General features: G+C 35.7%; 27 protein-coding genes and 1 riboswitch. Of the genes, 10 read left to right on the top strand and 17 right to left on the bottom strand.

Going from position 1 to position 26,415, the window contains the following annotated elements:
- Positions 1 to 14 precede the first annotated feature (14 nt).
- On the bottom strand, positions 15 to 701 hold the full coding sequence (locus tag U9M49_RS13610) for a Crp/Fnr family transcriptional regulator (RefSeq protein WP_095373514.1): 687 nt from the start codon (positions 699 to 701) through the stop codon (positions 15 to 17).
- A 208-nt stretch (positions 702 to 909) separates the two neighbouring features.
- A complete protein-coding gene (locus tag U9M49_RS13605) occupies positions 910 to 1,809 on the bottom strand; it encodes an NAD(P)/FAD-dependent oxidoreductase (RefSeq protein ID WP_322909976.1) in 900 nt (299 codons plus the stop codon).
- A 417-nt stretch (positions 1,810 to 2,226) separates the two neighbouring features.
- Between U9M49_RS13605 and U9M49_RS13600 the strand changes: the two genes are divergently transcribed.
- Positions 2,227 to 4,191 (top strand): bifunctional 2',3'-cyclic-nucleotide 2'-phosphodiesterase/3'-nucleotidase, encoded by a 1,965-nt coding sequence (locus tag U9M49_RS13600; RefSeq protein ID WP_322909975.1) that lies wholly within the window; start codon positions 2,227 to 2,229, stop codon positions 4,189 to 4,191.
- A 90-nt stretch (positions 4,192 to 4,281) separates the two neighbouring features.
- Entirely contained in the window at positions 4,282 to 5,334 is a 1,053-nt protein-coding gene (locus U9M49_RS13595) for an ATP-binding protein (RefSeq protein WP_095370272.1), read from the top strand.
- Positions 5,335 to 5,371: 37 nt separating this feature from the next.
- Here the strand turns inward: U9M49_RS13595 and U9M49_RS13590 are convergent, their stop codons facing one another.
- The 4 genes from U9M49_RS13590 to U9M49_RS13575 all read right to left on the bottom strand — a co-directional run bounded on the left by U9M49_RS13590 (position 5,372) and on the right by U9M49_RS13575 (position 7,775).
- A complete protein-coding gene (locus U9M49_RS13590; protein WP_095373515.1) occupies positions 5,372 to 5,665 on the bottom strand; it encodes a MazG-like family protein in 294 nt (97 codons plus the stop codon).
- A 14-nt stretch (positions 5,666 to 5,679) separates the two neighbouring features.
- Positions 5,680 to 6,162 carry a tetratricopeptide repeat protein gene (locus tag U9M49_RS13585; protein WP_095370273.1) on the bottom strand — a complete coding sequence of 161 codons (483 nt, stop codon included), beginning with the start codon at positions 6,160 to 6,162 and terminating at the stop codon, positions 5,680 to 5,682.
- An 87-nt stretch (positions 6,163 to 6,249) separates the two neighbouring features.
- Positions 6,250 to 7,107, bottom strand: coding sequence for a putative RNA methyltransferase (locus tag U9M49_RS13580; RefSeq protein WP_095370274.1), 858 nt, complete (start codon positions 7,105 to 7,107; stop codon positions 6,250 to 6,252).
- A 35-nt stretch (positions 7,108 to 7,142) separates the two neighbouring features.
- A complete protein-coding gene (locus U9M49_RS13575; protein WP_322909974.1) occupies positions 7,143 to 7,775 on the bottom strand; it encodes a class I SAM-dependent methyltransferase in 633 nt (210 codons plus the stop codon).
- Positions 7,776 to 8,126: 351 nt separating this feature from the next.
- Here U9M49_RS13575 and U9M49_RS13570 point away from each other — a divergent pair, with 351 nt between their 5' ends.
- Positions 8,127 to 8,906 (top strand): PhzF family phenazine biosynthesis protein, encoded by a 780-nt coding sequence (locus U9M49_RS13570; RefSeq protein ID WP_322909973.1) that lies wholly within the window; start codon positions 8,127 to 8,129, stop codon positions 8,904 to 8,906.
- Between the two features lie 179 nt (positions 8,907 to 9,085).
- Here U9M49_RS13570 and U9M49_RS13565 read toward each other — a convergent pair whose 3' ends face one another.
- Positions 9,086 to 9,847, bottom strand: a complete 762-nt coding sequence (locus U9M49_RS13565) for an SDR family oxidoreductase (RefSeq protein ID WP_095370277.1) — start codon at positions 9,845 to 9,847, stop codon at positions 9,086 to 9,088.
- A 189-nt stretch (positions 9,848 to 10,036) separates the two neighbouring features.
- Here U9M49_RS13565 and U9M49_RS13560 point away from each other — a divergent pair, with 189 nt between their 5' ends.
- A complete protein-coding gene (locus U9M49_RS13560) occupies positions 10,037 to 10,642 on the top strand; it encodes a TetR/AcrR family transcriptional regulator (RefSeq protein WP_233435297.1) in 606 nt (201 codons plus the stop codon).
- 815 nt (positions 10,643 to 11,457) lie between these two features.
- Here the strand turns inward: U9M49_RS13560 and cyoE are convergent.
- On the bottom strand, positions 11,458 to 12,378 hold the full coding sequence (cyoE, locus tag U9M49_RS13555) for a heme o synthase (RefSeq protein WP_307317071.1): 921 nt from the start codon (positions 12,376 to 12,378) through the stop codon (positions 11,458 to 11,460).
- Between the two features lie 233 nt (positions 12,379 to 12,611).
- Between cyoE and U9M49_RS13550 the strand changes: the two genes are divergently transcribed.
- Complete coding sequence (locus U9M49_RS13550; protein WP_095370279.1) at positions 12,612 to 12,803, top strand: hypothetical protein; 192 nt, start codon at positions 12,612 to 12,614, stop codon at positions 12,801 to 12,803.
- 23 nt (positions 12,804 to 12,826) lie between these two features.
- The gene (locus tag U9M49_RS13545) at positions 12,827 to 14,014 is read left to right on the top strand and encodes a hypothetical protein (protein WP_322909972.1); all 1,188 of its coding nucleotides are present in this window, start codon (positions 12,827 to 12,829) and stop codon (positions 14,012 to 14,014) included.
- 372 nt (positions 14,015 to 14,386) lie between these two features.
- Here U9M49_RS13545 and U9M49_RS13540 read toward each other — a convergent pair whose 3' ends face one another.
- From U9M49_RS13540 to U9M49_RS13530, 3 genes are all read right to left on the bottom strand, one after another.
- Positions 14,387 to 15,502 carry an FAD-dependent oxidoreductase gene (locus tag U9M49_RS13540; protein ID WP_322909971.1) on the bottom strand — a complete coding sequence of 372 codons (1,116 nt, stop codon included), beginning with the start codon at positions 15,500 to 15,502 and terminating at the stop codon, positions 14,387 to 14,389.
- A gap of 382 nt (positions 15,503 to 15,884) precedes the next feature.
- Entirely contained in the window at positions 15,885 to 16,955 is a 1,071-nt protein-coding gene (locus U9M49_RS13535; protein WP_322909970.1) for a threonine aldolase family protein, read from the bottom strand.
- 132 nt (positions 16,956 to 17,087) lie between these two features.
- Positions 17,088 to 18,002, bottom strand: coding sequence for an NADP-dependent oxidoreductase (locus U9M49_RS13530; protein ID WP_322909969.1), 915 nt, complete (start codon positions 18,000 to 18,002; stop codon positions 17,088 to 17,090).
- Positions 18,003 to 18,141: 139 nt separating this feature from the next.
- Here U9M49_RS13530 and U9M49_RS13525 point away from each other — a divergent pair, with 139 nt between their 5' ends.
- Positions 18,142 to 18,645 (top strand): hypothetical protein, encoded by a 504-nt coding sequence (locus tag U9M49_RS13525; RefSeq protein WP_322909968.1) that lies wholly within the window; start codon positions 18,142 to 18,144, stop codon positions 18,643 to 18,645.
- A 31-nt stretch (positions 18,646 to 18,676) separates the two neighbouring features.
- On the opposite strand, the gene U9M49_RS13520 is transcribed toward U9M49_RS13525, so the two are convergent.
- From U9M49_RS13520 to U9M49_RS13500, 5 genes are all read right to left on the bottom strand, one after another.
- Positions 18,677 to 19,087, bottom strand: coding sequence for a MarR family transcriptional regulator (locus tag U9M49_RS13520; RefSeq protein WP_095370282.1), 411 nt, complete (start codon positions 19,085 to 19,087; stop codon positions 18,677 to 18,679).
- An 82-nt stretch (positions 19,088 to 19,169) separates the two neighbouring features.
- Entirely contained in the window at positions 19,170 to 20,075 is a 906-nt protein-coding gene (gene prpB, locus U9M49_RS13515; RefSeq protein ID WP_322909967.1) for a methylisocitrate lyase, read from the bottom strand.
- Between the two features lie 13 nt (positions 20,076 to 20,088).
- Positions 20,089 to 21,528: a bifunctional 2-methylcitrate dehydratase/aconitate hydratase gene (locus tag U9M49_RS13510; protein WP_322909966.1), complete on the bottom strand. Its 1,440-nt coding sequence runs from the start codon at positions 21,526 to 21,528 to the stop codon at positions 20,089 to 20,091.
- A gap of 16 nt (positions 21,529 to 21,544) precedes the next feature.
- Positions 21,545 to 22,666 (bottom strand): citrate synthase, encoded by a 1,122-nt coding sequence (gene mmgD / locus U9M49_RS13505; RefSeq protein WP_322910073.1) that lies wholly within the window; start codon positions 22,664 to 22,666, stop codon positions 21,545 to 21,547.
- On the bottom strand, positions 22,611 to 22,886 hold the full coding sequence (locus U9M49_RS13500) for a hypothetical protein (protein WP_307317097.1): 276 nt from the start codon (positions 22,884 to 22,886) through the stop codon (positions 22,611 to 22,613). The genes mmgD and U9M49_RS13500 overlap by 56 nt, the downstream gene beginning before the upstream one ends.
- 162 nt (positions 22,887 to 23,048) lie before the next feature.
- A riboswitch (cobalamin riboswitch) is annotated at positions 23,049 to 23,252 on the bottom strand.
- Positions 23,253 to 23,480: 228 nt separating this feature from the next.
- Between U9M49_RS13500 and U9M49_RS13495 the strand changes: the two genes are divergently transcribed.
- Complete coding sequence (locus U9M49_RS13495; protein WP_224934930.1) at positions 23,481 to 23,924, top strand: MarR family winged helix-turn-helix transcriptional regulator; 444 nt, start codon at positions 23,481 to 23,483, stop codon at positions 23,922 to 23,924.
- 16 nt (positions 23,925 to 23,940) lie between these two features.
- A complete protein-coding gene (locus U9M49_RS13490) occupies positions 23,941 to 25,152 on the top strand; it encodes an MFS transporter (RefSeq protein ID WP_322909965.1) in 1,212 nt (403 codons plus the stop codon).
- 59 nt (positions 25,153 to 25,211) lie between these two features.
- Here the strand turns inward: U9M49_RS13490 and U9M49_RS13485 are convergent, their stop codons facing one another.
- Positions 25,212 to 25,397, bottom strand: coding sequence for a hypothetical protein (locus tag U9M49_RS13485; RefSeq protein WP_095370289.1), 186 nt, complete (start codon positions 25,395 to 25,397; stop codon positions 25,212 to 25,214).
- Between the two features lie 89 nt (positions 25,398 to 25,486).
- On the opposite strand from U9M49_RS13485, the gene U9M49_RS13480 reads away from it, so the two are divergent.
- Complete coding sequence (locus tag U9M49_RS13480) at positions 25,487 to 26,350, top strand: aminoglycoside phosphotransferase family protein (protein ID WP_322909963.1); 864 nt, start codon at positions 25,487 to 25,489, stop codon at positions 26,348 to 26,350.
- Positions 26,351 to 26,415: the final 65 nt, after the last annotated feature.

The following is a 26,415-nucleotide window of genomic DNA, read 5'->3' as shown; positions in this document are numbered from 1 at the left end:
CCTCTCCTGTTGTTTCATTCATATAGGGACGAACCAGCCATTTCCCGCAGGCCCTCCCAATCTTTAATCTGAATCCATTTGTCTTTTCTTTCAACTAAACCAAGTTCACTAAACTGTTGAATCACTCGATTTAAGTGGCGATAACTCGTTCCAATGAGATTAGCAGTATCTTTTAAATTTTTTGTACTATGCATACCCGTCACTAATGAGTGTTCCTCATCAAATGAATGCGATAATAAATAGCTAGCTAGTCTGACTTCTACTGGATAAAGCACATTCAATTTTAAAAAATTTGACTTTGCATTAAATTTATCCGTAATAACCTTTAGCAAAAACATAAGAAACGGTGAATATTGTTCGCAATGTTTACGGAGAAATTTATATGGGATTTTTATAACTGTTACTGAAGATACCGCTTCAACTGTATTGATAATATCAATGTTTTGGATATATTCAATATCCCCGATCAACTCAATCGGTGTTTGAAATGAAAGTACAAGTGTTTTTCCTTCCATAGATGTTGTAAATACTTTTGCTTTTCCTTTTACTACGATGTACAATGCCTTCGCCTGTTCTCCTTGTCTACAAAGCTGCTCTCCCTTTTCTACAGTATGCAAGCTCAGATGAGGATACAGCCTTTCCGGTAACACCTCGTGCAGATTATATTTATCCATATAAAACTGAACGTCCACTCGACTCATGTCCAACACCCATCTCCTCTTCATTCCTTTTCTTATTTAAAGATAACAAACATTTTTTGAAAAGGACATATGTCCCAATAATTCGTACTTTAATAAAAAAATAACAATAAAGAATGTAAGGAATCGATTATTTTTTATGAAGAAATTGTGGGAGGGTATGAAAGGGGGACAAACAATAACCTACAAAAAACGTGAGCCAAATGAAATTTTATTTAAAATCCTCATTTGCCAAATCACCTGAAACTGTTATAGCAGTACGCGAACCATCGCCAACAGCAATCGCTACTTGAGAAGGAGATATAAATGCAGCGTCACCAGTCGCATACACACCAAATATAGTCGTCCGATTATGAGTATCACGAACTACTCTACCATTTACATCTTTCTTGCAGCCTAATCCATATAAAATGGTGCCATTATGTTCCCATCTTGGACTGACAAAAAGGGAATCAACCCTTTCAGTTCTACCATTTGTAAAGAGTATAGCAGAAAGACTTCCTGCTTCTCCAACTAATTCCTTAATCGGAAAATCTATGATAAGGATTTGTTTACTTTGTAACTGATCCCTTGTTCTACTATCTATCGGAAAACCATTAGTACATACTACTATATGTTTAGTTATTTGATGAATAAGTTTGATCAAATGTAGCGAACCAAGATGATCGTATAAAACAGAAATTTTCTTCTCTCTCAACTCCCAACCATCACAATAAAAACAATTATGCACACTTTTTCCATACAAAGAGGCTAATCCTTTAATTTGGGGTAGTCTTTCTCTAATTCCGGTTGAAACGATGATTTTTCTTCCTTCGAATACTTCTTTATCTAACGTCACTATAACGAAAGATTGGTCATTTTTCCTTGCATGGATTACTTCATGATTTTTTATTGTAACAGAAGGGTAATGCATGATTTCCTCATAAGCTGTCTGTCTAAACTGTTCTACTTCTATGCCATCACGTGTCAAAAAACCATGTGAATAGGTGGTAAATCGGTTCCTCGGACGATGATGATCAAGTATCAGTACAGTTCTATTTGCTCGACCTAATACTAAAGCTGCGCTTAACCCCGCAGGACCACCGCCTATAATGATACAATCATACATCATGCTCGTCCAACCCCCTTATATATCATTCAGTAAAAGCTACTTTACCATCCTATGCAACGGCATTTTAAAATATCCTCTCCTTTTACTTAGAATCATATTTTGCATTCGAACATCGTTAATATTAATAACTAAACTGAATTCCATCAAAAAAATCTAAGTAATCGTGATGATGCACTGAAAAAGAAATGAAGAAAACATTTGAACTATTTTTTTGGAAATACTCACGATAAAAGTCCCCCATTATACAAAAATTCTTGTTCTTCTTTGTTATTCTAAGGAAATTCTATAACAAAAACCCTTCTTTTCTCCTCTATCAAAAAAAATAGAAAATAGTTACTATTATGTTGAAAAATAGATTATTTATTATATGGTTTCGAGTGAAGATTAAAAAATGAATACAGAGGAGTTGTGTCGATTTTGATAAGGAAAATTACTTTTTTATGTCTTACTATTATCCTCGTAATTTCTTCTTTACCAAGAATTTATCAGGCAGAGGCAGCAGAAACGAATCATTTTCCAAATCCTTTTAAAAGCAAAGTAGATATTCGCTTATTGGGGACGACTGATATTCACACCAACCTTTCCAACTACGATTATTATCAAGACAAAGAAGTGGAGGATTTCGGACTAGCAAAAACAGCCACATTAATTAAAGAAGCAAGGACGGAGGAGAGCAATAGCTTTCTTTTCGACAATGGTGATCTGATTCAAGGGAATCCATTAGGGGATTATAAAGCTAAGATCAATCCGATCAAACCTGGAGAATTACATCCGGTATTCCAAGCTATGAAGCTTCTAGATTATGATGCTGCTACTGTAGGGAATCATGAATTTAATTATGGATTATCATTTTTAAATGAAACATTAAATGATGCCCCCTTCCCTTATGTGAACAGCAATGTCTATCACGTAAAAAAAGGGAAAGGGAAGGAAAAGCAGTATTTCCAGCCATACAAAATCATTAGAAAAATAGTAAGAGATGAGAGGGGATTTCCTCACTTATTAAATATCGGTGTAACTGGTGTTGTGACACCACAAATAACTGAATGGGATAGAGCGAATTTAGAAGGGAAAGTCTATACGAAAGATATCGTCCAATCTGTTAAAGAAACCATTCCTAAAATGAAAAGAGCCGGTGCCGATCTAGTTATTGTCCTCGCTCATTCTGGAATGGGAACGGAAAATTATACAGAGATGGATGAAGATGCTACATATGCGCTAACAAAGGTAAAAGGAATCGATGCTATTATTTCTGGTCATAACCATAAGCTCTTTCCAGGAGACTTTTCAGACTTACCAGGAGTGAATGAAGAGAAAGGGACAATTAATGGTGTACCCGTTGTTATGCCTGGTAACTGGGGTAATCATTTAGGCGTCATTGATTTATCACTTACCACTTCCTTTGGACATTGGAAAGTAAACAATGTCCAGTCTGAATTGCGAAGCGTATATAATTCAGAAAGCGAAACCAATACAATTGCCGATCCAGACATACTCGATGCCATCCAACTTTCTCATGCACAAACTTTAGAATATGTAAGACAACCTGTTGGCAATACGACTGCCAATATTCATAGTTACTTTGCATTAATAAAAGATGATCCCTCCATTCAAATTGTTACAAATGCACAGAAATGGTATTTAGAAAAACAACTAGCTGGCACACCAGAAGAGGGTACTCCGATTTTATCTGCTGGAGCTCCTTTTAAAGCTGGCGGACGTAATGGAGCAAATTATTATACTTATATACCTGAAGGAACGATAGCGATTAAAAATGTCGCTGATTTATATTTGTATCCAAACACGGTTGCAGCCATTAAAGTCACCGGCGCTGATATAAAAGAATGGTTAGAAATGTCTGCTGGTCAGTTTAATCAAATCTTACCTGGTGAGGAACAAACACAACCTTTAATAAATGAGCAATTTCCAACATATAACTTTGATGTGATAGACGGAGTCACTTATGAAATTGATGTAACAGAGCCTGCCAAATATGATACTGAAGGAAAGTTGATCAATGAAAATGCGAATAGAATCAAAGGTTTAAGCTATAATGGTTCACCGATTAATCTTGAGCAAAACTTCATTGTAGCGACTAATAATTATCGCGCAAGTGGGCAGTTCCCAGGTGTAAGAAACCAACAATCAGTTACTATGTATCCAGATGAAAACAGACAAGTAATCATTGATTACATTCTTGAGCAAGGCACCATCGATCCTACGGCAGATAATAACTGGACATTCACGTCTGTTTTAAATACACCAAATATTCAATTTGAATCGTCCATAGAGGCTAAAGATTTACTTAATGAAAATAGCCCCATTCAATATATTGGGCCAAGTAATAATGGATTTGGTCTATACTCCATCACAATAGAATAGAGAAGTATTGTTTTATAAAGAGGCTTCGAGTAATTCTCTTAGCCTCTCTATTAAACTAACAATCATTTGAGAGGAGCGATTTTACATCAGATGACTACGACAAAGAACTTTTCTATCTTGCCCGAAGAGAATCGATTAAATAATATTCACCTCCACCAGATACTCCTAAATATTTCTGATGGCTGCTATTATTTAAACAAGGATATGCAACTTTTATTTGTTAATCGTTCAGCAGAAAATATGTTTAATATCGTAAAAGACGAAATACTAGGCAGAAATATTTGTGAGGCTATACCAGATTTATGTAGGAAAGTATGTAAACAGTTATATCAATCATACAAGAAGCAAAGAGGGATTAGTTTTGACCTCTCATACGCAAATACTAATTATTTTAAAGTGAAAACAATACCCGATACAAAAGGTCTTCTAGTGATTATGCAGGATATAACAGAGACGAAGAAAGAAAATGAAAGAAGAGCTTATTATGAAAAATTACGGTTGATTGGGGAAATGGCAGCTGGTGTAGCGCATGAAGTGCGTAATCCACTAACAACTGTGAAAGGCTTTCTTCAGTTAGTAGAAAAAAATGAAGATTTACTAAAATACCAAGAAATTTTTCTATTAATGATTAATGAAATTGATCGTGTCAATTCCATTATTAGTGAATTTCTAGATATGGCCAAGAATAAGCCTAGTCGAAAAGAGAAGGAACATCTCAACGAAATTATTCAATCTATCTATCCATTGCTAGAGACGAGAGCCATTAAAGAAAATAAAAAAATCCATCTTCAGCTGCACCCTTTACCACTATTAAATTTAGATCAAAACGAGATTCGTCAATTAATTATTAATATGGTAAATAATTCTTTAGATGCAATGCATGCGAAAGCATCTATACATATCAGTACATACTTAGATCGTGGTCAAGTCGTATTATCTATAACAGACGAAGGTACAGGAATTGCCCCTGAAGTAATGAACAAGATTTCTACCCCCTTTTTTACAACAAAAGAAAAGGGAACTGGTCTAGGGCTAGCTATCTCGTTTGCCATTGCCAAAAGAAATAATGCTAATATTGATTTTACTACAGACTCTTCTGGGACAACCTTTTCCATTCGTTTCACGATTCAAGATCATTACTAATTATTCAAAGGGGTTGATTTTCATTCAACCACTTTTTTTATTCCCAAGTTCTGCTGCGATTAATTTCACTCTTTTGTACAAAGGCTTTCTCTAAATCTATATCTAATTTATTCGCTAGCTCGCACACATTCCATACTACATCATATAGCTCTAAACCTAGGCGTTCTTTCACCACTTCCTTATCCTCTTCCCATGAAAGTGATAATACTTCCTTTGCCACTTCACCTACCTCCGTCATTAGAAAGAGTGCACGAGCCTCGACGCTGTTTTTATCAAAGCCTTTTTCTTTACTAAATTGTCCAACCTCTTTTTGTAACTCTGCTATATTAATCATTCGATGCTTACCTACTCCCATGTTTTATTCAATTGCTCGCGATAAAAATGAATCGCTTCTTGATAAGCAGTAATTGATTCATCCCTTGAAGTATTAGCCAATAATCTCAACAAATGATTCATCGCTAATTCATGTTCCCCTAAGTTATATAAAGTCATCGCTAAAAATGTCACTAGTGCTCCGTTATGGGGAAATTGATGGAATCCTTCCTCTAATACTGCTTTAGATTTTTCATATTCTCCTAACGTTCTAAGTGTACTGCCTAAACCAATATAAGCCCCTTCCAGGTCCTCTTTCAATCCTTTTTGAATGGCTTTTTCATAGAGGGGCACGGCTTTTCTTTCTTCACCGAGCAAGTCGTAACTCCAAGCACTTTGGTATAAAAGGTTTGCATCATCGGGAAAAGATTCCAACATCTTCAAAAAAAGCTGATTAGATAATAACCATTCACCTTGCTTTCTTAATCTTAACGCTTCCATTATCTCATCTTGCATACTTGCCTCCTCCCTTCATTTAGACTCTATGAGGCAGAATGTTTAAATAAATCCAGGGATTATAATGTATTTCCACCAGCTTCAATTTTATTTTATTTTTCCGACGATCACTTCAAGGTCAACCGTAATTTGATTATGATCACCCTCAATAAATAACCTCTTCGTATTTTCTTGCCCACTCCATGTGAGGGGTGTCATTTTTACAAGTTGTTTCTTCTCTTCACTACTAAGTTCTACAGTGTAATGCAAACTTTTTTGACTGATAACATGAAAATGTTCTTTAAACAATTGTAGTATCTCTTGATTATCATAGTGATTATTTTTCGATAACGCACTTCTTAACTCAAATAAATAATTAGGACGGGGGACAACCTTAATTACGATGCCACCCTCTCGTAACACCCTTTTAAACTCCTGATAATTAGAAGGTGATAGAATATTTAATAGCACATCTACAGAATGGTCGGTGAAGGGTAGATTCGCCAAATCCCCAACAAGCCATATCCACTCATCATCATTGCCCGCTGCCATTTTAACTGCTTCTTTAGCAATATCTAAACCGACTCCTACATACTTTTGCTCAGTTACATTTAGCTTTTCTAAGATCATATGTAAATGCGAGCCTTCACCGCAACCAGCATCAGCAATCATCTGTCCTGGACTAAGCTCCTTTATATGCGAAATGATTAATTGTTGTAACGGATTGTATAGTTTTGTTTTTGTGATGATTTGTTTTCTTGCTTCAAATAACTCCTTATCATAATGACTGTTTACTTTATGAGTTAGGACGTTGATATAGCCCTGCTTTGTAATATCAAAACTATGAAGGTGGCTACAGATTAGTCGGCTATTGTCTTCTACCTTCAAATCTCCCTTACAAATAGGACATCTTAATGGTGAATGCAAACGTGTTATTTGCTCAATTCTCTTCTGCTTTTTATTCATGGTTCATTCCTTTCTCAATTTAGTGGGTTATATAGTTAACGTCGAACTAATAATACGCCTCCACAATGAGAGATTTGCTTATAATCTACTTTAAACTTTAATGCTATTAATTCTTCCTTTATTTCCTCATAGACGGTATAAAATTCACTATGATCCCAATCCTCATAACTTCTGTTTTTACATTGATCATGCGCACTTCTTGTTTCAAAGGCAATATCTCCAATAATAATTGACCCTCCTTCATGCAACGAAAAGGAGAGCTGTTGAATCCATTCAATTTTTTTTCTATCTGTTACATGATGAAGTGCATAGGTAGAGATAATGGTATGAAATTTTTCCTTCTCAAATTCGAATGGAAGACCTTCTTCCATATTTTTTTGAAAAAGATTAGCGTTAGGCATTTTTTCCTTAGCAATGGCTATCATTTCTTTTGAGAAATCAATTCCATAGATGTTATGGCCGTCAGCGTACAATCGCTTTGTTAATGTCCCCGTACCAAACCCTACATCTAAAATGGTTGATGACGGTTTATGTCCTGCCATATGATATACAAGATTAATTACATCTTGATAACCAGCAAAAGGATAAGCCTCTTTTCCCTCAGATAATCTTACGGATTGATCATAATCCTTCGCCCATTCATCGAACCCTCTATGATTTAATACCAATTAACATTCCCCCGTACCTCTATTATTTTGTCACCTGCACATATTTAATAATTACTTCCTGTTTCATCTCGAACACTTCTCTCCACTTTGAATATTTTTAGTTTATCACATGCCACGTGAATAGTGGGATAACCGGTAATAAATTGCTTTAATACTGTCTCGACAAAAGTTTTTGTGAATGAACGAATACAATAAGACAATCTTTATTATTCAATTATAAATACCATAAGCAGTTTGATTAGAAACTCCCCCGCGCAAATTAGTTGAGGAATAATTTATAATTAAAATGAATGGTGTAATAAAATTTCTATGAATGTTTAAAAGTATCTCATTGTAAAGGAGATTTTGGAATTGAGAATACCGATTTATCAAATTGATGCATTTACTAATGAACGTTTTAGAGGAAACCCAGCGGCGGTATGTCCGTTAAATGAGTGGATCAAGGATGAACTCATGCAAAAAATTGCAAATGAGAATAATTTATCTGAAACAGCCTTTTTTGTAAAAAAGGAGAATGAATATGAGTTAAGATGGTTTACTCCAAAAGGAGAAATAGATTTATGTGGGCATGCCACATTAGCATCAGCTTATGTCATAAACTCATATTTAGATGAGAATTTAAAAAATATAAAGTTTACAACTAAAAGTGGAGTTCTAGAGGTTATTAATGAAGACGGCCTTTATACTTTATGTTTCCCTTCAAGAAAAGGGAAACAATCTAATCCCCCAGAAGCTTTGATTAAAGGCTTAGGTAAAGTACCTGAAGAGGTCTATAAATCTAGAGATTACATGGCAGTATTTGAGACAGAGCAGGATATTTTAACTCTTGAATTAAATATGGATGAACTAAAAAAATTAGATGGTTTTGGTGTAATAGTGACATCTAAAGGAAAAGAAGTAGATTTTGTATCAAGATTTTTTGCTCCAAAGGCTGGAGTAGACGAAGATCCCGTTACAGGATCTGCTCATTGTACTTTAGTTCCTTTTTGGAAAGATAGATTGAATAAAGATAAGCTTATCGCATTACAATTATCAGAAAGAGGAGGAAAACTATATTGTACTGATTTAGGTGAGAGTGTAAAAATAGCTGGAGAAGCTGTAGCTTATTTAGAGGGGTATATAGAGGTTTAAAAAGAGTTTCTAAATTTATGTTCTAAAACAACAGACAGCGTTAGCACAACCATAAATGATTTTGGTTGTTATTGTAAATGAGGCCATTTGTTGTACAAAGGGAGGATAGATTGAGCATATTTTCTATACTCAACTATCCTCTTTAAACAAGTATTATACCCATTAATATCAATAGTATATTAGAATGCTGCTGTCCAACCAGCATCAGCAGTAATGACCGTACCATTCACGAAGCTAGATTCATCCGAAGCTAAGAATAAAGCCACTTTCGCAATTTCTTCCGGCGTACCAACACGTGGCATGACTGCAGACGCTAAACTTGTACGACTCATTCCGAATTCATTTGGTTGTTTTAAGGCTGACGCAATATTTGTTGCCACCCCACCCGGTGCAATAGCATTACAACGGATTCCTTCTTTTGCATACATGAAACCAGTGTTTTTTGTTAAGCCAACAACTGCATGCTTAGATGCACCGTAAGCTGCACCAGCATGCGCACCGTTTAAACCGCCTGTTGAAGCTGTGTTTACAATCACGCCTTTTCCTTTTTCGAGGAAAATCGGAATAGCTTTGCGCATAGCTCGCATCACACCTTTTGTATTGATATCAAAGATAAGATCCCATTTTTCATCTGTAATATCTCCTACAGGTTCCATTGCATCCATGATACCTGCATTATTGACTAGAATATCTAACGTACCGAATTCTTTTACCGCAGCATCAATCATTCCTTCAACTTCATCTAATTTAGCAATATTCACACTAAGAGCTATTGCTTGACCACCATTTGATTTAATGGTGTCCACAACTGCTTCTACACCCTCTTTATTTAAATCGGCTGCAACCACTTTTGCACCTTCTTTTGCGTATAACTCAGCAATTGCTTTTCCCATACCAGATGCTGCACCTGTTACAATGGCTACTTGATCTTTTAGTTTCATAGAAAATTACCCCTTTCATTTATGCACTTTCATTAAAGCGCTATCAAAATAGTTTGTACTCTTTCAGTTTAATCTTCTATAATTTAAGTAACAATATGCAAAACAGATAGCATTTGTTCAATAATAAATACATTGGCTATCACTTGTATATTAATAAAAGTTAATCAACAAAGGGAAGGTGAATTGTTGATGAAAAATGATCGAAGAATTCATAAATCTAAAAAAGGGCTAAAAGATGCTCTTATTACTCTAATGGCTGAAAAAGAGTTTGAAAAAATCACAGTGACTGACCTTGTACAAAAAGCGGATTTAAATCGCGGCACCTTTTATAAACATTTTCAGACGAAAGAAGAATTATTGGAAGAATTAACTAACGATATACTAGATGACCTTATTCGGAGCTATCGCGAACCATATATCGGCATTGGAAAATTACATATTGAAAATTTAACAACATCAAGTGTAAAGATTTTTGAACATGTATATCAATACGGAAGTTTCTATTCAGTTATGATTCATTCTCACGCACTCTCTGGATTTCAAGATAAGATTATTTCCGTTTTAACACAGCTTTCCTATGATGAAATTGGCTTTGATCATATCCCAAATGCCATTAATCATGAATTATTAACAAACTATCATGTATATGGCCTCTATGGACTTATTATATCCTGGGTAAAAGGAGGCTTTAAATATAGTCCGACTCATATGACGGAACAGTTGATAGAAATGCTGAATTATACCTCTAAGCTGCCAATCGTTAATATTAAACAGAAGGAAGAAAGAAAACCTTAAAACATTCGGAAGTCAGGGCGCTACTTTTACGCCATTAACTATTTGTATTGATGAAAAATTCAATTCGCTCACCTGAAGGATCCGGTAGCATCTGATCTATAAATAATGGTTAAAGAAAATAACTCGGCGACTTGACACTACTTTTAGTCGCCTACTCGTCAGGTATCCAATTAATTTTTTCTACCGTCATGGATTTTTGACGCGTTTCTTACCTTTTCCTATCAAATTTTTCTCTCGACACGGATTTTTGACGCGGTTCTTGTCTTTGCCAATCAAATTTTTCTCTCGACATGGATTTTTTGACGCATTTCTTACCTTTTCCTATCAAATTTTACCATCGACTCGGATTTTTGACGCGGTTCTTACCTTTGCCAATCAAATTTTACCATCGACTCGGATTTTTGATGCGTTTCTTGCCTTTGCCAATCAAATTTTCCTCTCGACATGGATTTTTGACGCGGTTCTTACCTTTTCCTATCAAATTTTCCTCTCGACACGGATTTTTGACGCGGTTCTTACCTTTTCAAATCAAATTTTACCATCGACACGGATTTTTGACGCGGTTCTTGTCTTTTCCAATCAAATTTTTCTCTCGACACGGGTTTTTGACGCGTTTCTTACCTTTTCCAATCAATTTTCACCATCGACACGAATTTTTGACGCGTTCCCCCCCTATTCTGATCATCATCACATGCACTAAATGCGAACTAGAAAGAACAAACATCGAACTGCCCACTGCCCAACTTGCACAGCAAATAAAAAAACTCGAACACTGTATTGTTCGAGTTCAAATGATGCTAAGATCGCATACTTAATTACTTCAAATTAAAAATAATCCCTACTAAAGAATAAATAATTACCGTTGAAAAAAGGACTGTCATATGGATAAGTGAATAGGCGAATAAAGCGTTTGCCCATTTCTTCGGATCCATCTTCTTATAACCATAGATACTAAGAATTAACCAACCAATACCAAGTAACAATGATACAAGCGTTAACCCAGGGCTTAATGGCCAAAATAAAAAGCTTGTTAAAATTAACAAAACAAGATAGACATTTGTCTGTAAATAGGTGCGACGTATTCCTTTTACAACAGGTAACATCGGAACATTTGCCGCTTTATAGTCATCATGTTTACGAATGGCAATCGCATAAAAATGTGGCATTTGCCAAATAACTTGAATGACGAACAAGCCTAATATTGCCGGGTGTAAAATATCTGGATGAATAGCAGCCCATCCAATTAAAGGAGGCATTGCTCCGGAGATACTCCCAACTTCCGTATTATAAATGGTTCTTCTTTTTGTCCACATAGTATAAGGTACAACATAAAAAAACCAACCTAAAAAACCGAGCAATCCTGCTAGCGGAGTTGCTAATGATAACAAAATAATACCTACTAATCCCATCACTGTCGCTAGAATTAACACTGATTTAGTAGTGATATCTCCTGTTACTGTTGGTCTAGTCTTCGTACGCTCCATGATAGAGTCAATATCTCTATCATAAATATTATTGAAGGCACCGGCAGAGCCGATAATAAAAATAGAGCCAAATAAGGCAAATAATATTGCTGGTATCTTGTCTAAAATACTATAATCATACGTATATAAGGCTAGCGTTAACCCTGCGAACATCGGAAACAAATTGGATTTAATAATCCCTGTTTTAATGGTAGCAGCTAGAATTCTTGTAATTGGTTGACGCTTTTCGAGTTGCTGCATTGAATTATTCATGCTAATACCTTTTTCCATAACAAGAGGAACTTTCCCTTCCATAAGAAATTTCAATTATATTGTAACACTAAAAAAGTATTTATAACTTTTTAAGTAAACCTTTTCACAATATCTTCAAAAAGAAGTGACAATCTATAGCTATAAAAATACAACCTCTTCCATTATAATCATAAGAAAGACATTTGACTAGATACCCCTAGATGATTGAATAAGTATGAGAAAAGGAGAACCTCATGACTGTATTATACGGCATTATAATCTTTTTACTCATTGTTGCTATTGTTGGTACTTTGTTATTGACAAGTCGCAGTGATGACAATTATCGATCTTCTACAAAGAAAAACAGTAGAAACCTTTCACTTATATATATTATCCTGATTATCCTATCTATTATTGCACTAGGTTTATATATTATCATTTACTAATACTTCTAATGAAGGAGATGATTATGATCAACCAACAATTAACTGAAGTGACTACCATTCATACAATGCTCCCAAACTATTGGCCACATTTTATCGCTTCACCTTATGCCTATTATGATCATGAGTCTGTTTGTTTATATCATCATCCGCATTTTAATGGTCAAGAAGTCATACTCCCATGGAACAATCAATTTACGGGCTCTACCTCAATAATTTTCGAAAATGAAGTAACAGCCATTGTCGACATAAATAATCTTAATAAAGAGGAAGTATACGCCACCCTTATTCATGAGCTTTTTCATTGCCATCAATATCATAAGAAAGAAAAGCGTTTTCCCAATGAATTAGTAGGAATTGCTTATCCTCTTGAAAGAGAAAATATTCAATGGAGAATCCAAGAAAGAGAGTGTCTTAACCACGCATTACGTATTACTAATATCAATAGACAAAGAGAAGCGATTCAAGCCTTCATATATTGGCGAGAAAAAAGAAAAGTGCAGTACAATGAGTTGGTACAGTATGAAAGCCGTATTGAAACAATTGAAGGACCGGCGTTTTTTATCGAATTCCTTGCATATAAAGATATCGTCAACCAAACAGATGAACTGGTACTTGAGCGTTATATTAAGTCATTAACAGACTACTCTATTATGACAAATAGAATAAGACATAGTTGCTATCCCTCAGGTTTAGCTCTTTGTTTATTACTTGAGAAATTCTCTCCACAATGGAAAGAAGAATTATTCGAACATCAACTAACTATTTATGAAATCTTACAAAAAGAATTTGAACCAATAGCTAGAGCACCAAAGAAAATGCATCTGCCATTTTCCTTAGACGATCTTATTCAGGAAGCTGAAATGAATAAAGAGCTTGAAATTAGCAGTTTTAAAAAAACAAATGGGTTCCTTCTAACACTGATAGGCAAAGGAAGGATTCAACAATTTGACCCTATGAATACCATACAATCGCATAAAAACTTCCTTCATAAAAACGGTATGACCATACGTCTTCAAGAGCAGTCCATATATTTTTCACGACCTGTATTAGCCTTAACAGAAAATAGATTAAACGATGTGTTACAGCTACAATTTGTCATTAATCACCCTCCGGAACAGACAATAGATGGCATCTTTATAGAAGGGATTGGCCATTTTTTGGGAGAGATCAAGCAAGTGGGTAATAACATCTATATCATATTAAGTAATTAACCTATGAATCAATATTGAACATAGTTTTGGAGAATTTCCTTCCCCTTATCCCATATCATCTTTAGCGCGTTTTTCCTTAGCGAATGACGCCTAATTTTTTTCTGCTCGGATCTTCTTTTTAGCTACAATTCTCCCTTTTTTTTTCTTCTTGAGTAAGATATACATCTGTTTTATATTTTCACGTAATCAATTTCCACTTACAATGAACGGCAGATTACATTGAGATTATTTCAAGCGACACTTCTACTTTTACGGCCATTCCATTTTCACTTCTATAACCTGACCCTTTATCTCTTTTTTTATAAATCACAAACCTCATCCTTTCCAAAAATAATTGCCTTGGTATCAATGACCAAGGCAAAACATCATTCATTATCTTAAGGGGTCATAAGGAGTTAGATCAAATGGTAAAGTATGATTCAAAGCGATTTCACTAGCTACTACGCCTATGTAAGGCCCCATTGTTATCCCCGACGGCCCCAAGCCTGTGGCTATAGTGACATTATGATGTCCTTGCAGTTTACCTAATAACGGAAGGGTGTCGGGTCCCATTGGTCTAAAACCTACACGCATCTCGGAAATTGAACTATTTTCTAATGATGCTGCCATCTCCAGTCCTGCTTCAATTACTTCTTTCACTCCTCCAGCTGTCAATCGATAATCAAATCCTGCCCCCGTTTCTCTCGTTGCACCTACAACGATTCTTTGATCATCAAAGGCAAGCATATAGTAACTAGAATCCGGTATAACAACTGGCCATTCTGAAGTAATATGTTCCTTTACACCGAAATGAATAATTTGCCCACGTTGTGGTTTAATAGCAATAGAACAATGAAGGGGTGAAAGAAACTCATTTGTCCATGCGCCAGTCGTTACAATGATTTGGTCACACGCATATAATTCTCCATTTACCTCTGCACCAACTACATGCCCATTCTTTAGAGTAAGACTTGCTTTGCCTTCTACAAATTGAGCCCCATGTAAGGAAGACGCTCTTTGCATCGCTTGACAAAGTAAATGTGCATCCACTCTAGCTCCCCCACTCACATAAAGTGCTTGATATTCTATATTCAATAGCGGGAATAAACCTCGTGCTTCCTCCCCTGATAAGCGCTTAATATCTCCTACCTCAGGCGTAGCCGCAGCTCGTTTGCTCATTGCCTCCGCTTGAAATTGTTTTATTACCTCATCCTCTTTGCTTATTGCCAGTGCACCAACCTGTTTATATCCTATATCCCATTCACCATCATTTTCTAATTCTTTAGTGAGCTCTCCATAATACAAAGCTCCCCTTCGAGCCAATGTATACCAATCTGGATGTTTATGATGAGTAATCCATGGACAAACAATTCCAGCTCCTGCAGCAGATGCCCTACCTTCATGGTTCGCATCAATTACAGTAACATCGATGCCGTTTCTACTTAAATGATAAGCAGCACTCGCTCCAACTATGCCTGATCCGATAATGATCACCTTAATTGTTAACATCTCCTTAATCAAACTGTGATATTTGCCGTTTTTTTATGAACGGCACCCTTTTTTTGAGAGGATTCACTATGTATACATATACTAATATAAAGGCTACTTCAGAGGTCCATTACAAATTTTATAGAAGGAGGAATGTCCATTGATATCTTTTAAAGTTCTACTTATCCTTCTCATCTTTTTATTTTCGATCTTGATAAGCTTACTTTTCAGAAAACTCACCTTTCAGTACTTTGATAGCATTGTCTTTCTTCTCATATCTATCGCCTCTTGCATTTCTATATTTTTCCTAAAAGGGAGTCATCAATATTTCTTCCTAATAGCCTGCATAAGCAGCTTTTTGCTTTCCTGTATATATTTTTTTCTCTCATTCTATGAATAAGAATTATATATTTTGTTTGATTGTTAAAAAAATTTTTTCTATTACTGTTTCTGGTATAACCGTAACTGCATCACCAAAACTAATTTCAGCAAAATACTCGTTATCTTTCTTTTGAACTCTAGATGTGATACCCACACCGCATTCCTCATACACCAATTTCAACAATTGTTCTATATCCTCGATGTCTTTTTCAAAATAAAGATGGAACATATTTGATTGGGGTATTTTTGGTTTTGTATATAAACCATTTATTTGATTAAATCGCACAGCGAAGAATCGTGATATTTCATAATATCGCTTCATTTTATCTTTTCTTTTTTCATAATAATAGTCTGCTGGAATGATATAAGGGTAAAGACTAATGAGATCTCCGCCGAACCTTTTTTTCCAAATCTTTGCTTCTTCAATAAAAGACTCATCACCTGCTAAAATTGCTCCAGCTATCCCACCTACACCTTTATAAAAAGAAAGATATACACTGTCAAATAATGCACTTACTTCTTCTGCGCTCTTTTCATAATAAGGAAGCACTTCTAATAATCTCGCACCATCTAAATGTAGTTTAATATTATTCTCGCGGCAATGATTCGCCATTTGCAGAAGTTCTGAAAATGGGGGTACGGACCCGCCTATTTCTCTCTGTGGCAACTCTAATAACAATGCAGCGAACGACTCATCTAAGTGACTAATCTCTTCATAGCCTACAGGTCTACTTTCTTCACTGACGAATGTTACATCAAACTCGTGTAGCATCTTAGGACCATCTTGTTCATGAATTTCTAGGTGGCATAATGGATGATAGGCAATTTTTTTTGATTGTTTTTTATCACTCCAGATTCTCAGAGCAATTTGTTGCGCCATTGTTCCACTCGGAAAGAAGACTGCTTTTTCTTTTCCTAATAATGTTGCCATCTTTTTTTCAAATTCTGCAATGATTTGACCTTCCCCGTAAAAATCGCTAGTGACATCTTCTGGTACATGACGGAAGGCTTCTTTAAGCACTTCCACTTGTCGCACTCCATGACCGCTTAAAGTGTAGAGTGATTTTTGATAAATATCTTGCAATAGTGTCAAAGGTAGCGACCTCCTTATTCTGAATTTTCATGAATTATTATAACATGCCTAGAGGTGATTGGTAGGTAGAAAACTTCGCGTTACGAAATGATTGTAGTTATTTTATCAAACTCTAAAAAATCTTAACTACTTTTATCCTCGATGGCAGACAACAATTTCCCCCTGACAGTGACCATATTGTTTTTTTATGTGGGCTTTTTGTATACCTTCAATATTCAACGGATACACATGCGCCAAAACTGGGGTTAGATTACCTTTTTCTACTAATTGTTTTATCTGTTCTAACCCCTTCTTAATTGAATATGTAGTAATATATCTTATTGACAAACATTCTTTATCAACGACTTGAAATTTCGGTTTTGTGAATTTTAGCACTTCTGCTTCTGGCTTCAACCACCTTAACGCACTTAAATATGGATAGCCTTGTCCAATTGTATCAATTAGTAGATCAAAGCGTTGTTGCTTATGAATAGGATTCAGACAATCCCCATCAATATGAATGACATCTTTCTGCTTTATATCTTCGGAAAGTATGCCTACCACTGTGCCCATTGCCCTTAATAATTGAATGAGCATCAAACCTACATTCGTTTGACTACCTAAGATTAGAACATGGCTTCCTTCCCTCACCCTCCCCTCAACTGTTGCTTGCCATGCCGCTATACTACTTTCTAATAGAGCAGCCGATTCAATAAATGTTAAATTATTAGGCATGAGACAAACATTAGATGATGGTACTAACGTTTCGTTGGCATATGTCCCATATGTAGAAATAGTTGTTAGAAAGAAAACTTTGTCACCAGCTTTGAACTGGGAGACGTCTTTTCCAATTGCTTTAATGATTCCGGCTCCCGAACTTCCTAGAATGACCGGTAAGTTAAGATTGTCACTCAAACGTTGCCCCGACCTTAATTGCCAGTCACTCTCTAACACGCCACTCGCTTTTATTTGAATTAATATCTCGTCATCACCAACTGGTGGTGTTACTAATACAATTTCACGTAATTGGTGAATATCGCCATATTGAAGAATGCCAATTCCTTTCATAGAATGCCTCCGCTTATTATTACTGTTTATATTGTTCATTTTTACCAACTAGATATATTCTTAAAAATACATCTTGCACACATAATTTTATTGATGTATCACATTCTAATGATAATAATGTTTTTAGAGGAGGGTAAACTTGAGTGCAGCTAATTTCTTTCGTGTATTTAATGCCATCATCTTATGGGGAACGATGTTTTTTATTCCTGGTAAATCAATTAAAAGGTTTCTTCCTGTTACTTTATTTTGCTCTTGCATCCTTTTAATTGAAACATTATTTTCGTTTGTTTTTAAATGGTGGAGGGTAAAGGGCGGAAAGAAATACATGCTTTATGATTCAATTGCCTTTATATTGGGACCCTTATTCACAATTAATATTTGGGTGTTCCATTTAACATACGGGAAGTTTTTTCGATATGTCGGTCTTAATCTAATTATTGACCTTTTATTTGCCTATCCTTTCAATGCTTTCTTTCAAAAAATTGGTCATTATAAACTGTATAAATTCACATCATTTTCATTATTTATTTCTGCCTTCGCCTATGCATTAATTAATTATGGCTTTCAAGTATTATATGAACGATATCCGAAAGAATATATAAAAGTGGATAAGGTGAGTAAAACAGAACCTACTGTTAAATGACCTTATCCTCTTTTATTCGGGAAAAAAAGCATTAGATAATTTTTGCTATTTTTTCAAGAGAAGTATTGATGGTAGATATTTGCTGTTGAAGAGAACATAATTGTTCATACGAATAAGTATTAAATAAGGCATTAATATAGGCCGCTCCCTCTTGTGTTAAACGAACACTAACAATTCGACGGTCATTATGTGCTCTACTTTTAGTTACAAAACCAAGTACCTTTAATTTATCACTCATATTCGTTGCAGCTGCTGGGGACATATAGAAATCTGTAGAGATATCCGTGATTTTCATTTCACCACGCTTTTTCAACTTCATCATAAGCCAAATAAGGTTATCATTGAGCGTTTCTTGTTTATGCAATAACACATTAATAAAGTATTTATTACTGGCCATTTCCCCAATTAGGTGCTGTATAATTATTTCATTCCTTGCGTTCATTTTTTCATTTCTCCTAATCTTTTATGAAGTAAAATAATTAAGGAAGGTTGACGCTCGGCTGTATAACCGAACGCCTATACAATTATTCTTCTGTCAATATAGTTTTTGCTAATGTATCATCTAATTCTTCAAAATCATCATAGCTGATTGTTTGATATAGTTCTTTTCTTGTTTGCATATTAGCAAGTGCATCTTTTTGTGACCCTGTTTCTTTAATGATATTAAAAACGTTTTCATATGCCTTCGCTGCCACTCTTAATGAAGTAACAGGGTAGATAACCATTTGAAAGCCCATTTGTGAAAATTCATCCGCTGAGTAGTAAGGTGTCTGACCAAATTCAGTCATATTTGCTAGTAAAGGAATTGAAATCGCTTGTGAAAATAGACTAAACTCTTCTTCCGTTTTTAATGCTTCTGGGAAAATAGCGTCCGCTCCAGCTTCTGCATATGCTTTCGCTCGTTCAATCGCTTCATCAAGTCCTTCCACCGCTCGTGCGTCTGTTCTTGCTATTATCATTAGATGAGGGGCAACTTCTTTAATTACTCTAATTTTTTGTATCATTTCTTCTGATGTTACAAGCTGTTTTCCATTTAAATGGCCACATTTTTTCGGTAACTTTTGATCCTCTATCTGCACAGCAGCCACTCCAGCTTCTTGCATTTCTACAGCTGTTCTTGCCGCATTTAATATCCCACCGAACCCTGTATCAATATCAACAAGTAATGGCAAATTAGTTGCTCGAATAATTTCTTTCGCCCTTTCTGCCATCTCAGTAGATGTAACCATACCTAAGTCTGGCAGTCCTTTACTTGCCATATATGCAGCGCCTGATAAGTACAGAGCATGAAAGCCTGCTTGTTTTGCCATTAAGCCTGCCATTGCATCATGCGCCCCAGGTATTTGCAATATATTCTTATCTAGCATTTTTGAACGAAATTGCTCAGCTAAATCTTGTTGAGTCACAGGTTTATGAACAATCCATGCCATCTTGCATCCCCTCCTAGATTAAGAATAAATTCATAAATTCATTTACTGCCATCTCTTTTAACGTTTCTTGATCGGAAATAGCTCCAGCAATGCTTTTTTGTGCCTTGTTTGAAAAATGAGTTTTAATATTATACTCGAATTTCTGCAATACTTTTGGAATCGCTTCGTCACGGCGGAATCGATGACCTAATGGATATTCACATTCAATCTTCTCAGAAGAAGTTCCATCCTTATAATGGATTTGAACTGCATTAGCGATTGAGCGCTTGTTCGGATCTAAATAATCCTTCGAGTATTGCAGATCTTCCACTACCTCCATCTTCTCTCGTAAGGTGTCTACTCGGGGGTCGCTAGCTACATCATCCCCATAATCCTCAGCGCGAATATTTCCTTTTAATAAACCAATAGCTGTAATGTACTGAATACAGTGATCGCGGTCAGCTGGATTATGTAATGGACCTGTTTTATCGATAATCCTAATCGCTGATTCATGTGTGGTAATCGTAATTCGATCGATATCGCTTAAATCACCCACATCGCCATTTTGATGAAGTGAAACGGCACACTCCGCTGCAGTTTGCGCGTGAAATTCTGCCGGATAAGAAACTTTGAATAACACATTTTCCATTACATAAGCACTTAACTCTCTTTGTAGGGTAAGTTTTTGCCCTTTAAACAGAACGTCTTCAAATCCCCAGTTAGGTGCAGATAAGACACTGTTATAGCCCATTTCACCTTTCACAGCCATCATAGCTAACTGAACACCCCTACTTGTCGCATCTCCAGCAGCCCATGATTTTCTTGAACCCGTATTTGGCGCATGACGATATGTCCTTAATGCAGAATTATCCACCCATGCAAGTGATAATGCATGAATCACCTCTTCTTTTGTTGCACCAAGCATCTTTGCCGTAACAGCAGTTGTTGCCACTTTAACAAACAGTACATGATCTAAACCCACGCGATTTAAACTATTATCTAGCGCTAATATTCCTTGAATTTCATGAGCCTTGATCATCATTTCCAGGACTTCAATCATTTTAACTGGCTCTTTACCAACTGAAAGACGTTGCCTACTTAAATAATCTGCAACTGCCAAAATACCACCAAGGTTGTCAGAAGGATGCCCCCATTCAGCAGCTAACCATGTATCATTGTAATCCAGCCAGCGAATCATACAGCCAATATTAAATGCACCTCTAATGGGGTCTAATTCAAATGATGTACCAGGGACTCTTGTTCCATTAGGTACAACCGTTCCTGGCACAACAGGACCAAGTAGTTTTGTACATTCAGGATAATCAAGCGCTAATATTCCACAACCAATTGTATCGAGCAAGATATAATGTGCCGTGCGATAAGCCTCTTCACTTGTTATTTCATAATCCAATACATAATCAGCAATTTCCGTTAAAATAACATCGGTTTCAACCTTTTCATTCGTTTTCAGCATTTACTCGTACTCCTCCTCAATTTGGTAAAGTATGACGTGCACCTGAATAAATGACCCGCGGTCTAAATAAGCGGTTGTTTTCATGCTGTTCAATGACATGGGCACATAAACCAACCGTTCTTGCACTAAAGAAAATCGGTGTGTAAAGTGGGATAGGAATTCCTAACATGCCATATACCGGTGCGGCATAATAATCTAAATTAGGGTATAGCCCTTTCTCAACTTCCATGATTCTTTCTCCTGCTTCACATTTTCGAAGCAACGAATCATCTCCATTTTGTATGGATAACTCCTGTAGAGCTTCCTTCATCATTAATGCTCTTGGGTCCATTTTTTTCATATAAACTCTATGACCAAAGCCCATAATCTTTTCTTTTTTAAATAGTTTTTTATAGAAGAGACCTTCCAAGCCAGCGACACTTTCCGCTTCATTCAACATGTACATAACCGCTTCATTTGCACCGCCATGCAAGCTACCTTTTAAACTTGCAACTGCGCCCGTTAACGCTCCAAATAGATCGGATTGCGTGGAAGCAATTACTCTTGCTGCAAATGTTGAGTTTGGCATTTCATGTTCACTATATAAAAGTAATGATTGGTCAAATACTCTTTCTTCTAAATCGGAAGGTACTCTACCAGTTAACATATAGAAAAAGTTGGCACTATATGATAGGGTTTTATCCGGTTCAATTCTCTCCAGACCTTGTAATATACGATAACTGTTAGCTACAATTGTCGGAACTCCGCCAAGTAGACGATAAGCTCTTTCCTTATTTGCTTGCTTCGACCTATCTTCTAAGGTCGTATCATACCCAGCCAAGCTTGAGATGCCAGTGCGGAGCCCATCCATTGGATGTGTTCCTTTTGGTAAATGAGTAAAAACCTCCATTACGGCCGTCGGTATTTCATAATAGGACTTTAACGTATTAGCTAATGAATTTTTTTCCTCGTCTGTTGGTAATTGATCTTCTAGAAGTAAATGGATAATATCTAAATAGCTTTTCGTTTTTGAAAGTTGAATTAAGTCATAACCTTTTATGACAATCTCTCCATGAACAGTATCTAAAAATGAGATGCTGGTCTCAGAAGCTATGATTCCCTCTAACCCTGGTATATACTTCTCCTCCATGCTCACAATCATTTTCCTCCCATCCAATTACATCGTGCCTGACAATGCTGTAAGCCCTTTCAGCATTCCTTAAATATATTTGGATCTTCTCTTCTTCTACAGAGAGTGTTCGGATGTCTTCTTTATACTGATCTAATACTCTTTTTAAACTATAACTCTCAGCAGAATAGCTGTTCATCATGATCGTTGATTTCATTATGTTCACATAATAAGGAACGGTTCCAAACAAAGCTTTTTCCTCCGTTCTTGCTCACCTTTTTACCATATCAATCCATTAAAAAAACAACTTCTAGAAAGAAGTTGTTAAGTTCAAACGAATACTAAAATAAACATGCGACCTTGGCATGTATTCATTACCCGTACTTAACACCTCCTATATCCACGTAGGAATTGATGTTTACACTAAACAGGCAGGTCTCCTGGCTTATGGTCAACATGATACGAAACCTTCCCATCTCCAATTTTAGGAAACAGTGGTATCTTTCATATCACTCGCAAATACAGTTGCGGGACAGCGACGGAATCCAACCGTACTTCCCTTTTAAGTAAATAGACAAGCGAGCATTCTATTTACACCTATTTTTGAAAATATTCAATTGTTCTATTTAAATATATCAATATTTTAGAAAATTGACAATTATTTTCTTAATCGCACTACTTTTCACTTTAAAATTAACACTTTTTATTATAACAATTTAAATGTCGCCTACAAACATATCTTAAAAGAAATACAATTTTAACATAACATTTACCATTTTACAGAAAAAAATCTATCGCCCATAGACAGACAAGACGGCTTTTTGTTATAGTATATTAGTTACCATTGATAACTATTTTAAATGAGGTGAATATTATTATTGCTAGCCAAAGGTTCTTTCATCACTTTATGATGCTTTATCGCCCTTTTGAGAATAGACTGAACAGCTTATTAACGAAACATCAATTACAACGGGCACAGTGGACAATCCTTTATTATCTCTACCATTTTGGTCCAACAACTTTAGTAGAGATTGCTGCATATCAAGGTGTCGAAAAGCCAACAGTTACGAGGACCATAAATCAGCTTGAGGAATATGGATATGTAGAAAAAATCCCAAGCATGGATAAACGTGAAAAGAAAATGAAAATAACGAACGAAGGTGAACGCATATACAAAAAAATCCGCATTCCGATTGATCAGTTCGAAATGGAAATATTAGAGGGAATCACACCTGAGGAACAAGAAGAATGTATTCGTATTTTTGATAGTATTAAAAGCAATTTGTAAGGAGGAAGAAAAGAATATGAGTTCAACAAAAGAAAAATTATGGACCAAGGACTTTATCACCGTTTCTTCCGTAAACTTTTTTCTAACATTAGTGTTTTATTTATTAATGGTTACGATTGCGGTGTATGCCGTTGAAGCACATCATGCGACCGCCAGCCAAGCTGGCTTAGTTACTGGCATATTTATTATAGGAACATTGGTAGGAAGATTGTTTATCGGTAAATATATTGATCGTATTGGACGGAAGAAGACTTTAATCATTGGCTTACTATTATTTAGTTTATCAACAAGTCTTTATTTTATTGAAATTGATGTCAATTTCTTACTTATTACCCGCTTTATCCACGGTTTAACATTAGGGATGGCAAGTACAGCAAGTGGTACAATTGTCGCTTCAGTTATACCGCAAACAAGGAAAGGTGAAGGAATCGGCTATTTTAGTATGAGTAATACTTTAGCGACAGCAATAGGACCTTTTATCGGTATGTTAATGAGTCAATACACAACTTTTCATACGATTTTCATTTTTTGTTTGATTCTTGGTATTATTGGCCTACTTATCGGGTTAACTGTGAATGTGAAAGAGTTAACTGAAGATCAAAAAGCTCAATTTCAATCATCTGTTTTTCAATTATCTAGCTTTATTGAACCAAAGGCACTTCCAATTGCACTCGTCACATTAACAGTCGCATTTTGTTATTCAAGCGTCTTGTCTTTTATTAACTTTTATGCAATTGAAAAGGACTTAGTAAATGCTGCTAGCTTTTTCTTCTTTGTCTATGCCATCGCTGTCTTACTATCCCGTCCTTTCACTGGTAAATTAATGGACAGCAAAGGGGCAAATTACGTGATGTATCCAGCGTTCATTTTATTTGGAGTAGGTCTATTCTTACTTAGTAATTCATCAAATGGTGTTATGTTATTAGTGGCGGGGGCTTTGATTGGCTTAGGCTTTGGTAATATGCAGTCTTGTACACAAGCGATTGCGGTCAAATTAACGCCATCCCATCGCATGGGGCTAGCTACTTCCACCTTCTTTATCTTTCTCGATGGTGGTTTAGGTTTTGGACCCTATTTATTAGGTTTACTGATTCCTATAACTGGCTACAGTATGTTATACATTTACATGGGGATAGTGTCGATTGCTTCAATTATTCTTTACTTTTTAGTTTATGGACGAACCGAACATAATGGGAGTAAACAGACACATCAAACAGCATCAATGTAAAATAAGGTCTGCTATAATGAAAGAAGAGACTCCACGTAATGGAAGTCTCTTCTTTCTAATTAAAATGGTTTATTCGGTTCATATGTCGGTTGTTGATTCGTCACTTCATACTCATAACTTTTCTCCATTGCTGCTTGTACTTCTTCTGACTGTTCTAATTCTGTATCCATTTGATTGTATTGTTGAGCTTCATTTTGAGCAGCAATAATTTTCTCATCCACTTGATTATCATACTTTTTTTCCATTGCTTTCACTCCCCTTTTATAAGATGTCTCGCCTATTTTCCCCCTCAAAAAAACGATTTATACAAAATAATAAAAAAGGAGACTGTTCCATGAAGGAATTAATTAAAAACCATCTCCCGCATCTTCAGGAAATACAGATTGAAAGCAATCATTCTGGTTGGGATCATCATATTTATATTGTTAATCAAACATATGTCATCCGAATACCAAAAACAAAACAAGTATTAGTGAAAATAAAAAAGGAAATAAAGCTACTTCACCAGCTCTCATATCTTTCTTCCATTATTGAAATACCAAATTATCTTCCATTTTATAATAAAGACGGACAAATGATTGGTGTTTTTTACCACTTCATTAAAGGACAAGCATTATCTCATTCATTGATTACTCCTCCTTTATATGAAGCCAAGCGGTTAGGAACATTTCTTACAGAATTACATCGTCTGGATATAGATGAAGCAAAGAAATGTAATATAGAAGAACTACATAGTGAAAATTATTGGGCGCAATTACATCAAGCCCTGATTAAAAAAATATTTCCGTTCTTAAAAGACGCAGAAAAAGAAGAAATTGATAAAATGTTTTTAGCGGTGTCAAAATTTAAAGAAGCAAAAGTGGTGATTCATGGTGATCTAACAAGTGCCAATATCCTTTATCATCCAAGCAAAAAGGAAATATCAGGAATTATAGACTTTACAGATACGCAAATAGGGGACCCGGCGTTTGACTTTGCAGGGCTATATTGGGATTTCAGAGATCAATTCACCAAAGAAGCTCTCGCATCTTATCAAACAAAATTCAATAAAGATGAAATGTATAGAAGAGTCACTTCCTTTTACGGCTTACAACCAATATTTCACAAATGGTTGAAAAACGTCAATGACCAGGATGAAAAAGTTGTTCGACAATCCATAAGTACAGGAATGACCAAAATACAAATTATGCACAGATAAGTTTAACAGTATTCTACAACTATTATTAGAAACCGGACAAATCCATATAATTTTGTCCGGTTTCT

Origin of the sequence: Cytobacillus sp. OWB-43 (assembly GCF_034651445.1) — a bacterium.
Classification (GTDB): Bacteria; Bacillota; Bacilli; order Bacillales; family Cytobacillaceae; genus Cytobacillus; species Cytobacillus kochii.
This window is presented reverse-complemented; position numbering and strand designations above follow the sequence as displayed.